We start from the raw sequence: 14,213 nt of genomic DNA, 5'->3' as shown, positions 1-14,213 counted from the left end.
GCCGCAGTCCACAGATCAAGTCCTGCAAACGTGGGACCTTTCCAAAACTCGGCAGCCCGTCCTGATGGTCAGCGATGCCTGGCCACTCAGTTCAAGGAGATACTCATGAAACGTTCTGTACTGTTTGGTCTGTTCGTTACTGCCTCAATGCTGGCCTCCCCCTCGTTTGCCGCCGAAAAAGATCAATGCGCGGTCAATCTGAAAACCATCGAAAACGCAAAGGCACAGATTCCTCCCGAAATGGCTGAGCAAGTAGCGGACTCTGTCGAGAAAGCCCAAGCCGACCATGCAAAAGGCACCAAAAAAGGTATTGATGATTGCGTCGCCGAGACCAACCAAACCATCCAGGACCTCAAGAACGCGAGCAAAGGCGGGAAGTAACTCTCAACTCAGGGCCAGCCTTCGGGTTGGCCTCCTGGGCCTTGTTGGCGTAAATCAACAACGAAGTACTGGCAGCCGGGAGTTCAAAGCCCGGCTGCGTCCGATACGCAGCAAACCAAAACCCGCCAGTTGCGGGTTTTGTTGCATCCGGGGTCTGGAAATGTGTAACCGTGCGCATCTCTGGAAAAAGCTCGACACGTTTTCTGAAAAAACCGAATTCTTGCGTTACGTCGTAGTCTTTTAGACAGGCCCCATCAATCGTGGCTGTTTTTCGGGCTCGGCCTGGCCGCCCGCTCATACGTCAGCACCGAGACCATCCGATCCAGGAGATATCCATGAAACGTACCGCACTCGCTGGCCTGTTCATTTCTGCTGCAATGCTGGCCACTCCTGTATTTGCTGTGGACAACAACCTCTGTACGAGCAAGCTGCAAGAGCTCAAAGGCAAAGTGAATGCGCTGCCGGCGACCTCCGGAAACACCACAATGGAGATCAAAAGACTGATGTCCAGCGCCGAAGCCTCACAAGCCTCCGGAGACGACAAAAAATGCGTCACCGAGGCCACCCAGGCATTGGCACTCGCTGACAGACAGAGCAACGAGCCCAACCCATAATTTGTGGTGGCCAACCTTCGGGTTGGCCTTCTGAGTCACGTTGACGTACACTGTACAGGCTTGTTGCTCACTTGATTCACAGAGCATCAGGCTCGGGGCCGTTTAGGATTCGACGCCGGTTGCGAAACTTTAGGTGCATGCCGAGTTGGTAACAGAACTCGTAAATCCACTGTTGCAACTTCCTATAGTTGCCAATGACGAAACCTACGGGGAATACGCTCTCGCTGCGTAAGCAGCCTTAGCCCTTCCCTCCTGGTACCTTCGGGTCCAGCAATCATCAGGGGATGTCTGTAAACCCAAAGTGATTGTCATATAGAACAGAATCGCCGTGCAGTACGTTGTGGACGAAGCGGCTAAAACTTACACAACTCGCCCAAAGCACCCTGCCCGTCGGGTCGCTGAGGGTTAACTTAATAGACACGGCTACGCATGTAGTACCGACAGCGGAGTACTGGCGGACGGGGGTTCAAATCCCCCCGGCTCCACCAAATACGAAGCAAAACAAAACCCGCCAAGTGCGGGTTTTGTTGCATCCGGGACTCTACAATCCATGCCACACCTCCCCCCTGTGGGAGCGGGCTTGCCCGCGAAGAGGCCAGCCAGATCAACACAAATACCCAGCGGCCACAGAAGCCACCGTCACCGCGACCTACCCCGGAGACGCCCATGCGCCAAGCCCTCCTGATCATCGACCTCCAGCCCAGTTTCGCCCCACCCCAATGGCTCATCGATGGCATCCAGACACTCATCGGCACCCTGCCCAGCGTCGCCACCGTCGAACGCCACGACGAATCCAAAACCCCCTTCCAGAAACAGCTCGGCTGGCACCCCGCCCCGGACGACGACTGTCTGATCCAGGCTGACCGCATCTTCATCAAGCACGGATACGCGCCGTCGCCCGAGACCATCGAGTACCTAAAAAGCCTGAAGGTGGACCGGGTATTGGTCTGCGGCCTTCAGACGGAGACCTGCTGCCTGGCGGCAGGGTTTGCGCTGTTTGATGCGGGTTTGCAGCCGACGTTGATTACGGATTTGACGGTGGGGTCGTCGCTGGACCGGACGGGCGGGTTGGGGGTCAGGCTTTGGGAGCATCATTTCAAGCACACGGTAAAATTGGTGGATTTGTAAGCTGTTTTATTCACGCTAAAGAAGTCGTATCACTCGAACAATTCGCCTAGCTCTTCAAGCGTCGGCAATGCAGCAGGAATGACCGAAAGTTCACAATCCAACGCGCACAAGACTCGGGCATACGCGACCATGGCAACGGTGGAAGCCCCCTGTTCCACCGCAATGACTTTCTGTCGTGGCAATCCGGAAAGCTCGGCAACTCTTGCTTGCGTCAGACCGTGATTCTTACGCGCTTCAAGTATTTGACGCCCGAGGCGGGACAATAGAAGTGATTGATCCATGTTCGGTTACCGTGACATTGGTGGCCAGATGTATTGCATACAGGACATTACTGCAAATCGATTTGACTCAGCACCCAGGCAGTTACCTATCTCGACATCTCCCTCACTTCCTAGGAAATTTCCCGCAAGACGCATCGCCTTTCATGAACTGGCGGACGCTGATTCTCGAAGATAGCCTTCTGGGGTCGCTGAACATCAGCGATCAGTTTTGACAGACTGAAAACCGGGGCAGCTCCTATGAATAGACCAGAATCTCCATCATGAAACAACACAGCCCCACTCCACAAAACTCTTCATCTGATCCAACCAACAAAACACCCGACTTATCCAAACTCTCCGAAACCACCGAACCCGCCATCAGCGCCCGCTTCCGCAACCCCAACCACCTCGACCCCATCAGCCACGTCTTCACCATCCGCCCCAACATCGACACACCGTCCCTGCTCACCCACGCCAGCGAAACCCTCGCCTCGCTCAACGTCATGAGCACTGACCTGGCCTGTGAGCTTGAGAGCTCACGTCGCAACATCGCGTTGGCGATCCAGCAACTGGCAGTGTTGGCTGAATTACTGGTGAACCGGGCGCTGGACAACATCGCGCCACTCGATGAAGTGGAGGCTTGAGATGGATCGATACATGCCGATGACCGGTATCGACTGCACTATTGCTTCGCTGCTGATCGACACCGAGGCACCGCTGGATGTGCTGCACGAAACAGCGGCCTATCGCATTCGAACCGCGACGCAATTGCTGGAGAGCTTCGCGGCTGACGAAGGCGTTTACAGCGAACAGGCGCGGGTGCTGGTCACTTCCCTGCGCGATGGTTGCGATTTGCTGGATGTGGTTGGGCGGCGGTTGCAGATGCAGGTTTGATCCTTGAACATGGACGGTCTCATTGAGATCGTCCAACTCAGAGCCGCTATCACTCAACCACGCAACCGCCTCGCCCCAACCCCCACCAATATCCCCAACACAATCGACACCAACGGCACAGCGCCTACCCAGGTCAGTGTCGGAAACACCAACAATATCTGCGAGTCATTCCCGCCCAGCATCATCGAGGCACCGGTCCCCATGAGTACGCCAGCCAGTAAATGCCTGCCCGCCGTCATCGCTTCGAACCGCTGATAGTTGAACGTACGACGATGCAATGTGTAACAGAGCATGCCCACCAGCAACAGGCTGAACACCGCGACACGTTGCTGGGTCAGCATGTTTTCGCCCGGTAACCAGAACATTTGCGAGAGATCGTAAAAGAACACGCTGGGCGTCCACTGCGGTTCGAAGGTGTAGAGGGCGCTGGTCAGCGCGCCCAGCAACAGGCTCGACAGCACCAGGTGTTTGTCGCCGTGGATCCGGATTAAAAACAGCAAAATCAGCAGCACGATGCCGATGACCAGCCAGTAATGACGGCTGGAAATCATCGGCATTTGCAGAGCCCGGTGTTCGGTCAGCATGTTCAAGTGATGCCACAGCACGATGCCCAGCACCCAGCCGAGGATGGTGAAGACCTTGTTCAGGTTGCCGCTGGCGAGTTTGGTCAGGGTGCCGACGCTGCATCCGTCATTGAGCACCGAGGCGAGGCCGAACAACAGCCCGCCACCGACCAGCGACATGTAGCCGACCTCGGGAATGAACAACGGCTGACTGACGCCAAACAAGGCGTAGAACGGCGCGAGCAACAGGCCGAACAAACCGCAACTGACCAACGACACGAACAGGGTCGGCCGGCGCTTGAGCAGCAGCCCCATGGCGTTGACCAGACACATGCCCATGCGTTGGGACACCCAGCCGACAAGGAACGCCAACACCAGCGAAATGAGCAGTGAAAGCACAGGCCTCCCTGTTTCCGGTCAGTGACATCGCGCCGATGCCTGAGAGAGAGACTAGCCGTTGCGCAAACACTTGGGATGCCCCCGTAAAGCCCTTCTACACTCAATCCGCATATGCCCTACAACACCTGTCGAATAGGCCCTCATGACCACCCTCACCGATCGCTTGAAGCAAGGCAAGGATGCGCGCAAGAAGTGTTCGCGCAGTTCGCAAGCCTCCTTGGGAAATGTCGCCCGCGACCCGATAGCGCTGATCAAGGCGTCGAGTGAAGGACGCGTCAAATCGCTGGTGGAGTTGCGCTACGGGCGAATGCTGGTGTCACCTTTCACCTTCTATCGCGGCAATGCGCTGCTGCAGGCCCACGACCTGGCGGGCACCTCGAACATGGGGTTTGATTCGCCGATTTGCGGTGATAGCCACCTGATGAATTTCGGTGGTTTCGCAACGCCTGAACGCAATTTGCTGTTCAGCGTCAACGACTTCGACGAAGCCCATCCCGGGCCGTGGGAGTGGGACTTGAAACGTCTGGTGGCAAGTTTCCTGGTGGCGGCTCGCGATCTGCGTCATGGGGAAACGGTTGAAGAAACGGTTTGCCATCAGGTCGTGGGCGCCTATCAGAAAACCATGCTCGAATGCGCCGAACAAAGTGCGCTGGAAACCTGGTACGAGTCCATCAGCTATGACGACCTGCTGGCGCAGGCCAACAAAAGCACCCTGGAACACGTGGAACGGGCCATCGAAAAAGCCGAGCGTCGCACCCATGCCGAACTGCTGCCAAAAATCAGCGAACGCGACGCCCATGGTCGTCTGATCATTCGCGATGACCTACCGGAAATTTTCCACCTGCACAAAAACACCACGCTGCTGGACGCCGATGATGACTGGTTGCGCCTCTCGGACTGGCGCCCGCTCTACGACACCTTCATGCGCGACTATCGCGGCACCCTGCAAGCGGACCGCCGCGATCTGGTGTCGCGGTTTCATGTTCAGGACATGGCGTTCAAAGTGGTGGGCGTCGGCAGTGTCGGCACCCGTTGTCTGGTGGCACTGTTGACCGACGATCAGGAGTTCCCGTTATTCCTGCAATTCAAGGAAGCGCGGCGCTCGGTGCTCGCAGGCTACGTGAAAGCCAAGTCACGAGTGCGGCATGAAGGGCAGCGGGTGGTCGACGGTCAGCGGTTGATGCAATCGGCCAGCGACCTGTTCCTCGGCTGGACCACCGGCCCCAGCGGGCGGCATTTCTATGTGCGGCAATTGCGCGATATGAAAATCTCCGCCGAACTCGAGACTTTCGATGGCGACGCATTCGCGGCCTATGGCCGGCTCTGCGGCCGGGCCCTGGCTCGTGCCCATGCCAAGTCTTCCGGGCGCGCGGCGGTGATCAGCGGCTACATCGGCAAGAGCGAGGCACTGGCCGACGCGCTCTATAAATATGCCCGGGGTTATACCGAGCAGAACGAGCGCGATTTCGAGCGATTCCAGCAAGCCTGTCGCAAGGGTCGATTGCAGGCACGGGTTTAAGCATGGGCACGGCCCCTTGTAGGAGCCAGCCTGCTGGCGATGGTCGTTAACGATAACGCGTATGAACTGGATGAACGCGGCGCACTTGAGTCCATCGCCAGCAGGCTGGCTCCTACAGTTTCCCGGGATTGCGTGAAGAACCTTTTTTGCCTGCGAATTTGCCTGACGACCACCGCTGGTTGTATCTGGCCGACACCGTCCATCACTGTGCCGACTGCACGACGCTCCCTTGCGACTGCTCGGGCAGCAAACAGCCTTTGGCCATCCACTGGCAGTCTCTGGCCCAGCGATAACCGGATTCCAGCTCGCCTCGGTCGTTGTAATACCCCAGCCTGAGTTGAGTGGCACTCAGGTCGAGTTTGGCAAAACCAGCCCGCGAGGCAGTAAACGTGCTATCCGGTGTTGGCTCGTTCAGAGCACTCAGCCTCTGGCCACCCGCCCCGGAAATGACCCACGCGGGTTCACCTGCACGTAACAGCAATTGCTGGTTGTGATCATGACCTGACAAAAGCATATCGACGTGGTTGCGTTCCAGCACTGGCAAGAGCCGGGTGACCAGATCCGACTCCTCGCCATGCTCGCCTTGATTGCGCACCGGGTGATGGGACGCGGCTATTCGCCATACCGGAGCCGGCCCGGGTGCCTGGAACGCCTGATCGATAAAGTCGATTTGCTGCTGCAAACGTTCACGTGGCGCCGAGGTGTCGAGGAACACCATCCGCACCAATGGCCGCCCGTCAGCATTACCGAAATCCCTGACGTAGAAATTCGCCGGCATCTGCCAGCGACCTGACCCCTTGTGCTGTTGGCCGTACTCAATCTCGTATTTTTGCGACACCGGGTAATCGTGGTTACCCAGCACCGCGTAAAACGGCACATGGCTGAGCCAGCGTCCCCAATAGACACGCTCGAATCGGGTTTCCCAGTGGAAATCGTGGGTACTGGTCAATGGCTTGCCGTAGAAGTTGTCGCCCAGGAATACCACCATGTCCAGGCGCCCCTCTCGGGTCGCGACGCGCTCCATGGCTTGCCCCACTCGCCACTGTTGCAAGTCACCGCTGCCTTGATCGCCCACGGCGATCAACGACACCGACGCGGGGTCCAGGCCGCTCAGCGGAACATAGGGTGAAGGCGGCGTGAGCAGCCAGTAACTGCCCGCGGTCAGCAGTAGAGCGAAGGCAATGCTTGAGCCGAGCACGACCCTCCGGAGCACCAGGCGTTTTACAAATGTCGAGGGGGAATTTGTGCGATTCAATCAGGGACTCACCGGGCATCGAATGTCAGATTGGCTGGCGAAATGAAGGTCGACCTTCCCCCCCAATAGATCACAACAGTTGTTCATGCTTCGTTAAGAAATCGTTCCGTATACTTTTTTCTGCCTGATTTTTTTCAGCCGTCCTTTACCGGTAACCAGAAGTCATGTCGCGCCCTGTCCCACTGCTGTTTGCACTGTGTTGCCTGCTGTTTTTCTTCGCCCTGGGCAACCACCAATTACAAGGCTCCACCGAAGCGCGGGTCGCCGGAATTGCCATGGAAATGCACCTGGATAATGACTGGGTGACGCCGCGACTTTTCAGCGAACCGTTTCTGGAAAAACCGCCCCTGAGCCTGTGGCTCGGTGCCGGGGCGATTCGCGCATTTGGCGGTACGCCGTGGGCCGTTCGCCTGACGTCTGCATTCGCCGGGCTGTTCAGTGTGATGCTGTTGTACGCCATGCTGCGCCGGCTCGGCCGGCCCGTTACTGTCGCGTGGACAGCGGCGATTCTGCTGGCGACCATGGCCAGCTACTGGAGCAACGTGCGCGGTGTCGGTGAGGATGCGTTGCTCGCCCTCGGGGTGAGCGCAGCGCTGCTGGCGTTCCTTGCAGGACAACGACAAGCCAGCATCGGCAACGGATTGCTATTTGTGGCGGGGATCACCATCGCGACCTTAAGCAAGGGTGTGCTGGGCCTGGCCATGCCGGGAGTGGTGATCTTCGCGTACCTGCTGGCCACCAGCCTGATGGACAAACGCCTGAACGTCGCGGGCTGGCTGCGGCCAGGCCTGCTGACGCTACTGGGGCTGGTACCGCTGATGATCTGGCTTGCGATGCTTTACCAGCGCGGCGGCGCCCATGCCGTGACCGAAGTGTTATTGACCAACAGCGTCGGTCGCTTCAGCGGTTCCTTCGTCGAGGCGGGGCATCACGAGCCGTACTATTACTACCTGGTCAAACTGCCCCAGGCCTTCTTGCCCTGGAATATTCTGGTGTACCTGGGCCTGTGGCATTTTCGTAAAAGCCTGGTGGCCAACCGTTACTTACTGTTTTTCACCCTGTGGTTGCTGGCGCAATTTGTGATGCTGACGCTGGCGTCGAGCAAACGTACGGTGTACCTGATGTCACTGACGCCCGCAGCAGCGGTGGTCGCTGCCGAGTACGCGAGCGTGCTGCTCGAGCGCTTGAAGTCCCGTGAAGGTTCACCGACCTGGATCGGTCGCGTGGCCGGGTATCGTAACGGTCTGGCGGTTGGCACCCTGGCCGTGGTCATTTGCGGCTACTTCGCCGCGGCTCAATGGGCGATGCCCCATGCCGACCGGAAGTTGTCCTTCCTGCCGCTGACCGAGCAGATCCAGTCGATGCAGGCCAACGGGCAACAAGTTGCCCTGTACCAGGCCACTGAACGATTGGGCGGCGCCAGCGTGTTCTATACCCGCAGCGTGCTCAAAGGGCTCGATACCGAGTCGCAGTTGCATGAGTTTCTGGGCGCATCGCCCGATCATGTCGCGGTGCTCTCCGGCGACACTGAGCCTGCCGCACCGTTGAAGGTGCTCAAGACGATGATGGTGGGGCGTCAGGCCTACTACTTCGTTGCGCAGTGAGGCACCCGCCACTTGTAGGAGCGAGCTTGCTCGCGATGGCGGTAGAGCAACCAATGATGATGCGGACTGACCTGCCGCTATCGCGAGCAAGCTCGCTCCCACAGTGGATCTTTGCTGCGCCCAAACCATGACTCACTGACATTTCCTCAAGCAACAAAAAACCCGCAGCCCTTTCGGGTTGCGGGTTTTGCTGTTCAAGGCGAATTCAATTCACTGGCTGGGTCTGAGTCGCCGGTAGCGGTTGTTGCGCCTTTGAAAGCACGGGCTGTTCCAGCCTCGCCCGCCCGTAAAACGCCAGCGCCGTCAGCAAACACGCCAGCCACACAAAGATCCCGGCCCATAAAGTGTGGGACATATAGTGCCAGCCTTGCAGTACTCGCGTGGTGCCATAGATGAAACCGAGGGTCAGCGAGCCGTACATGATCGCTTTCGAATAGCGCCAGCGGTAGCGACGTGCCACGAAGTACAACGCCAGCATGGTGAACCCGCCCGACGCGTGCCCGCCCGGCCAGCAACGTCCCGGACCGGCAACTTTCAGCAGGTCGAAATTTTCATACCACTCGACGTGCTCCATTTTGCCGCCGTACTGGGTGGTCTCGATCGGGCAATACACGCTGGTGTGGCCCTTGAGGTAGTGAATTACCCCGGTGCTGATGGAGAACGCGAACACCACGTAGAGAAAATCGCGACGGTGCCGGGTGGCAAAGCGCAGCACCGGTGCGACTTTGATTTTTTCCAGGAAGGCGATGATTTTCGAATGCTTTTCGGCCTTCAGGCGCGGCCAGAGAAATGACAACAAGGCACCGATAATCGCAATCTCGCCCGTCCAGTTCGGGATAATCCGCGCCCATTTATGGGTGATTTTTTCGAACAGATGGACCTGGTCCAGCGGGTACGTCTGCGTCACCGGATCAAAAAAATAGTTGTTGAAGGCGATGTCGATACTGGTCATGTCGAACATCAGGAACACCACGACCGCGCAGGCCAGCGGAATACCGAAATTCACCCAGTAAAAGCGGTAGCGAGAAGCGGTCAGCATTGTGAATCCTGATTCAAAAAGAAGAGGGAAAAACTCAATGAGTGCTCACCGAGCTCCAGTCAGAAGCATCGATGAAACCAAGCATGCGCGGAGTTTGCGGGGTTTCGGCGGAAATAAACAGTGAAGCGCCATAACCAAGGGTCGAAGGCGGTAACTTGAGGTCTATTTCCAGTTGTTCCATGCATTCGCTGTGGGTCACCAGAACCAGGTTACGACCGGCAACCTTGTGTGCCAACGCGTCGCGCAGCATGGTGCCCTTGCAAATGATCAGCCAGTCTTCGCCCGTGCCGACCTTGTTGAACATGAAGTTGGCGGTCTGCGCCGTACGCAGGATCGGGCTGTTGTAGATATCGGCCTTGTCCAGGCCAAGGTGTTTGAACTGTGCCCCGAGGCTCTCGGCAACACTGCGAGAGCGCTCGGTAATGCCATCGTTACCAACCAGGCAAGGCGCAGAGGAGTGGTCGCAGCGCTCGACGTGGCGCACCAGTACGATCACGTCGCCCTTGGCCCATCCCGTCATCAGAGCCTGTGCACCGGCCACATTGCCGTGAGCCAGGTCCGGCGCGGTGGCGGGACGCAGCAAAAACACGGTCAGCGGGATAACCAGCAACGCCGAGGCCAACACCACCGCAGCGTTGCGATAGCGGGCAAAACGGTTCAGATCGATCGAGCGTTTTATTCCGAAAAGACTCAGTCTTAATTCCACATCAAGCCGCCTCGCCGGCACACACCACCCCATTAGATCCCGGAAGGTTAGCGAAACCTGCGTCGGTGACTGGTGAAACGCATGTGAAAAAAAGCTTAAAAGCGCTGTAAAAATCTTGTTACAGAATCCGCTCGGCAAAATCCTTTCAGCTCCCGGGATTGCGGCCGATACATCCTGCTTACGCAGCTTGGCGGCCCCCAAAAAAAACAATCTTCCAGCCAACCGACAAAAAAGAAGCACTACGTTCCTGGAGGAATTTGATGAATAGCTGGTTCGGCAACATCAGCGTGAACCTGAAACTGGGCCTGGGATTTGGCCTGGTCCTGGCACTGACCTGCGTCCTCGCCCTGACCGGCTGGACCAGCCTGGGCGGGTTGATCGACCGCAGTAACTGGATGAGCGACATCACCCAGCTCAATGGCGGCCTGACCAAGCTGCGCGTGGTTCGCCTGCAGTACATGCTGACCAACGGCGACGAAACCGCCGCGCAGACCGTACAGACCACCCTCGACGCCTTCTCGGCCCAGCAGCAAGCCCTGCTGGCGAAGTTCAAGAGCCCGGAAAACCTCAAGTTGCTCAGGGAGCAGGGCGCCGTCATCGATGCCTACAAGACGTCCCTCGGCAAGATGCGCAACGCCTATCGCACCGGCAACAGCGCCCGCGACGCCATGAGCGCCAGCGCCGAAACCGCCAACACGTTGATCAATGACATCAACGCCCGCGTGCAGCAAATGCCGTTGAGCGACCAGCGCTTCGATCAGTTCCAGGCCATCACCGCGACCAAGGAAGCGTTCCTGCTGGCCCGCTACGAAGTGCGCGGCTATACCGCCAGTACCAATGCCGAGACCGAGCAAAAAGCGGTCGGCCAACTGGACGCCGCCATCGCCAGCCTGAAACCGCTGAACACGCATTTCGCCGATTCCCGGCAAGACGCCCTGCGTCAGCTGGAAACCGCGCTGGGCAACTACCGCAGCGCCTTGCAGGCCTACAAAGTTGCCAGCAACGACGCGGTGCAAGCGCGCAAGGAAATGACCGACCAGGGCGCCGCCATCGTGTCCCAGAGCGATCAGATGTACCAGATCCAGCTCGACCGCCGTGACGCCGAAAGCGCCCGGGCACGCACTCTGCAAATGATCAGTACGTTGCTGGCGTTGCTGGTGGGCATCATTGCCGCCGTGGTCATCACTCGCCAGATCACCCGCCCATTGCGTGAAACCCTGGCGGTGGTCGATCGCATCGCCAGTGGTGACCTGTCCCAAAACGTCCTGGTTACCCGCCGCGACGAACTCGGCGTGTTGCAGCAAGGCATCGCGCGCATGGGCGTGACCCTGCGCGACTTGATCAGCGGCATCCGCGACGGCGTGACCCAGATCGCCAGCGCCGCCGAAGAGCTGTCGGCCGTGACCGAGCAGACCAGCGCCGGGGTCAACAGCCAGAAAGTCGAGACCGATCAGGTCGCGACCGCCATGCACGAGATGACCGCCACCGTGCAGGAAGTCGCGCGCAACGCTGAAGAAGCCTCGCGAGCCGCTGCCGCGGCGGACGGCGAAGCCCGTGAAGGTGACAAGGTGGTCAACGAAGCCATCGCCCAGATCGAGCGTCTGGCCAGCGAGGTGGTGCGCTCCACCGAAGCCATGAGCGTGCTGCAACAGGAAAGCGACAAGATCGGCAGCGTCATGGACGTGATCAAGGCCGTTGCCGAACAGACCAACCTGCTGGCGCTCAATGCCGCCATCGAAGCAGCCCGTGCCGGTGAAGCCGGTCGTGGCTTTGCCGTGGTGGCCGACGAGGTTCGCGGCCTGGCCCAGCGCACGCAGAAATCCACCGAGGAAATCGAAGGCCTGGTGGCCGGCCTGCAGAACGGCACGCAGCAAGTGTCGGCGGTGATGAACAACAGCCGCGTCCTCACCGACAGCAGCGTGGCCCTGACCCGCAAGGCTGGCGAGTCACTGGAGAACATCACCCGCACGGTGTCCAACATCCAGTCGATGAACCAGCAAATCGCCGCCGCTGCCGAACAGCAAAGCGCCGTGGCCGAAGAGATCAGCCGCAGCATCATCAACGTGCGCGACGTGTCCGAACAGACCGCTGCGGCGAGCGATGAGACTGCCAAGTCCAGCGTTGAACTGGCGCGGCTGGGTGGTCAATTGCAGCAGATGGTGAGCCACTTCCGCGTTTGACCGTATACCTGCTGTGATTGGAAGACCCATTCGCGGGCAAGCCCGCTCCCACAGGTAAAGAGTCGAACACAGAATATGTGAACGACTCAGAAAAACCTGTGGGAGCGAGCCTGCTCGCGATTGCGATCTCACAGACTACATCTGAAAAGGTGTGCTGCACGGGGCTTACCGCGTTCCACGCTGGCGCAATGCAGACGGCATGAAGTACGCGTCTTCCGGTACCGGTTGGGCGAAGTCCACTGTGGCCGGCTCTTCGTTGTCCAGGTTCTGCACGTAGTAACGACGCGCCTGCAAGTCATGGAATACGTCCAGCGCACTCCAGGTGGTGGGCAGGTCGTAGAAGTTTTTCAGGTAGGCCATCGACACCCGCCACAACTCCCCTCGCCCGTCATATTGATCCACCAATGCGGCGCCCCAACTGTCCTCGTCCAGAAACAGCACGCGCCTGGAATAGATATGCCGCGCGCCCGGCTTGAGCGTGCCTTCGACCACCCAGACCCGATGCAGCTCATAACGGGTGTATTGCGGGTTGAGGTGGCCCGGTGTGAGCAACTGCGCGTACTTCACCTCAGGGCTACCGACTTTGTAATTGTTATAGGGAATGTAGACCTCTTGCTTGCCCTTGAGCTTCCAGTCGTAGCGGTCTGGCGAGCCGTTGAACAGGTCAGTATCGTCCGCCGTACGCAGGCCGTCGGATGAGGCGATCGGGGTGTCATACGCGAGGTTCGGCGCCCGGCGTACACGGCGTTGGCCCGCGTCGTAGACCCAGGCCTGACGCGAGTCCTTGAGCTGGTCCAGGGTCTCGTGAACCAACGCCGCACCGCCAGCCAGCCGGGCCGGGCTCTTCACGAACGCCAAGTAGTAAAACAGGATGTTTTTCAGGTCGGCAAACTGCCCGCCCGGACGGTAATAGTTGAAGAGCCCCTCCTGCTGCGAGGTCACAAGCGCGAAACTGCCGTTGCGTTGTACCGGCGCTTCGGAGGCACGACGGACCACATAGATGCCGCGATAACGGGTGATGTGGTTCCACAGCACCTCGACCCCATCCTTGGGCACCGGGAACGGCACACCGCCATAGGCATCGGCAAAACCGGTCCCGCCATCGAGCAGCTTGGCCGAGATCGCATTTTTCAAGGTGTTGTCATACAGCCACTGCGGCGCCGAGCCAGAGCGGCGAGAGGGATAGACCGGCATCTGGAAGGTGTCGGGGTAGCTGTTGAACAGTGCGATCTGACCCGGGCTGAGGTGGGCCTTGTACTGTTCAAGGTTGGCCTTGGTGATGGTGAAAAGCGGCTTGTCCGCCGCATACGGGTCCAGGTGATGCTGGCCAGGCTTGTAGCCCGCCGGCGCCTGGGTGATACCGCCGCTCCATGCCGGAATGGTCCCGGCCGCGTTGCCGGCACGCTCGGCCCCCAGCGGCGTCAGCGTGCTTTTCAATTGCTCGGCTTGCTGGGGCGTGACCGCGGCCAGCGCACTGCCGGCGGCCAGACTCAGGAACAGCGCCAGCGTGGTCTTGGTCAGTCGTGAAGTGTAAAACATGATCGTTCTCCGAAAAAATCCAGCAGGTCTGCAAAACACAGCAGATCCCCTGTAGGAGCGAGCCTGCTCGCGATAGCGGTGTGTCAGCCAACATCAACTTCGACTGAAAGTCCGTCATCGCGAGCAGGCTCA

General features: G+C 58.9%; 14 protein-coding genes, 1 other RNA gene and 1 pseudogene. 10 read left to right on the top strand and 6 right to left on the bottom strand.

The window, feature by feature from the left end; all coding sequences use genetic code 11:
* Positions 1-105: 105 nt before the first annotated feature.
* From AB4Z35_RS17560 to AB4Z35_RS17545, 4 genes are all read left to right on the top strand, one after another.
* Positions 106-381 (top strand): hypothetical protein, encoded by a 276-nt coding sequence (locus AB4Z35_RS17560; RefSeq protein ID WP_442098351.1) that lies wholly within the window; start codon positions 106-108, stop codon positions 379-381.
* A 335-nt stretch (positions 382-716) separates the two neighbouring features.
* Positions 717-995 carry a hypothetical protein gene (locus AB4Z35_RS17555; RefSeq protein ID WP_442098350.1) on the top strand — a complete coding sequence of 93 codons (279 nt, stop codon included), beginning with the start codon at positions 717-719 and terminating at the stop codon, positions 993-995.
* A gap of 94 nt (positions 996-1,089) precedes the next feature.
* Positions 1,090-1,483: a transfer-messenger RNA gene (gene ssrA / locus AB4Z35_RS17550) on the top strand.
* Between the two features lie 178 nt (positions 1,484-1,661).
* A complete protein-coding gene (locus AB4Z35_RS17545) occupies positions 1,662-2,123 on the top strand; it encodes an isochorismatase family protein (RefSeq protein WP_442098348.1) in 462 nt (153 codons plus the stop codon).
* Between the two features lie 29 nt (positions 2,124-2,152).
* Here the strand turns inward: AB4Z35_RS17545 and AB4Z35_RS17540 are convergent, their stop codons facing one another.
* Positions 2,153-2,404 carry a helix-turn-helix transcriptional regulator gene (locus AB4Z35_RS17540; protein WP_442098346.1) on the bottom strand — a complete coding sequence of 84 codons (252 nt, stop codon included), beginning with the start codon at positions 2,402-2,404 and terminating at the stop codon, positions 2,153-2,155.
* Between the two features lie 260 nt (positions 2,405-2,664).
* On the opposite strand from AB4Z35_RS17540, the gene AB4Z35_RS17535 reads away from it, so the two are divergent.
* Together AB4Z35_RS17535 and AB4Z35_RS17530 are read left to right on the top strand one after the other, a co-directional pair.
* Positions 2,665-3,027, top strand: a complete 363-nt coding sequence (locus AB4Z35_RS17535) for a DUF6124 family protein (protein WP_442098345.1) — start codon at positions 2,665-2,667, stop codon at positions 3,025-3,027.
* Between the two features lies 1 nt (position 3,028).
* Positions 3,029-3,277 carry a hypothetical protein gene (locus AB4Z35_RS17530; protein WP_442098343.1) on the top strand — a complete coding sequence of 83 codons (249 nt, stop codon included), beginning with the start codon at positions 3,029-3,031 and terminating at the stop codon, positions 3,275-3,277.
* A 53-nt stretch (positions 3,278-3,330) separates the two neighbouring features.
* On the opposite strand, the gene AB4Z35_RS17525 is transcribed toward AB4Z35_RS17530, so the two are convergent.
* A complete protein-coding gene (locus AB4Z35_RS17525; RefSeq protein WP_442098342.1) occupies positions 3,331-4,239 on the bottom strand; it encodes a YeeE/YedE thiosulfate transporter family protein in 909 nt (302 codons plus the stop codon).
* Positions 4,240-4,381: 142 nt separating this feature from the next.
* Between AB4Z35_RS17525 and AB4Z35_RS17520 the strand changes: the two genes are divergently transcribed.
* Positions 4,382-5,758 carry a DUF2252 domain-containing protein gene (locus tag AB4Z35_RS17520; RefSeq protein ID WP_442098340.1) on the top strand — a complete coding sequence of 459 codons (1,377 nt, stop codon included), beginning with the start codon at positions 4,382-4,384 and terminating at the stop codon, positions 5,756-5,758.
* 202 nt (positions 5,759-5,960) lie between these two features.
* Here AB4Z35_RS17520 and AB4Z35_RS17515 read toward each other — a convergent pair whose 3' ends face one another.
* On the bottom strand, positions 5,961-6,956 hold the full coding sequence (locus tag AB4Z35_RS17515; RefSeq protein WP_442098339.1) for a metallophosphoesterase: 996 nt from the start codon (positions 6,954-6,956) through the stop codon (positions 5,961-5,963).
* Positions 6,957-7,177: 221 nt separating this feature from the next.
* Here AB4Z35_RS17515 and AB4Z35_RS17510 point away from each other — a divergent pair, with 221 nt between their 5' ends.
* Complete coding sequence (locus tag AB4Z35_RS17510) at positions 7,178-8,617, top strand: ArnT family glycosyltransferase (protein WP_442098338.1); 1,440 nt, start codon at positions 7,178-7,180, stop codon at positions 8,615-8,617.
* A gap of 205 nt (positions 8,618-8,822) precedes the next feature.
* Here the strand turns inward: AB4Z35_RS17510 and AB4Z35_RS17505 are convergent, their stop codons facing one another.
* Together AB4Z35_RS17505 and AB4Z35_RS17500 are read right to left on the bottom strand one after the other, a co-directional pair.
* Positions 8,823-9,656, bottom strand: coding sequence for a phosphatase PAP2 family protein (locus AB4Z35_RS17505; protein WP_442098336.1), 834 nt, complete (start codon positions 9,654-9,656; stop codon positions 8,823-8,825).
* Between the two features lie 34 nt (positions 9,657-9,690).
* Positions 9,691-10,362: a histidine phosphatase family protein gene (locus AB4Z35_RS17500; protein ID WP_442098335.1), complete on the bottom strand. Its 672-nt coding sequence runs from the start codon at positions 10,360-10,362 to the stop codon at positions 9,691-9,693.
* A gap of 260 nt (positions 10,363-10,622) precedes the next feature.
* Between AB4Z35_RS17500 and AB4Z35_RS17495 the strand changes: the two are divergent.
* Positions 10,623-11,684 (top strand): annotated as a pseudogene (locus AB4Z35_RS17495) (methyl-accepting chemotaxis protein); the annotation flags it as partial.
* The gene (locus tag AB4Z35_RS17490; RefSeq protein WP_442098392.1) at positions 11,679-12,542 is read left to right on the top strand and encodes a methyl-accepting chemotaxis protein; all 864 of its coding nucleotides are present in this window, start codon (positions 11,679-11,681) and stop codon (positions 12,540-12,542) included. The pseudogene AB4Z35_RS17495 and the gene AB4Z35_RS17490, both read left to right, overlap by 6 nt.
* 165 nt (positions 12,543-12,707) lie before the next feature.
* On the opposite strand, the gene AB4Z35_RS17485 is transcribed toward AB4Z35_RS17490, so the two are convergent.
* Positions 12,708-14,081 (bottom strand): DUF1329 domain-containing protein, encoded by a 1,374-nt coding sequence (locus AB4Z35_RS17485; RefSeq protein WP_442098333.1) that lies wholly within the window; start codon positions 14,079-14,081, stop codon positions 12,708-12,710.
* Positions 14,082-14,213: the final 132 nt, after the last annotated feature.

The sequence above is a fragment of the Pseudomonas sp. KB_15 genome (genome assembly GCF_052114525.1).
Taxonomy (GTDB): Bacteria; Pseudomonadota; Gammaproteobacteria; order Pseudomonadales; family Pseudomonadaceae; genus Aquipseudomonas.
This window is presented reverse-complemented; position numbering and strand designations above follow the sequence as displayed.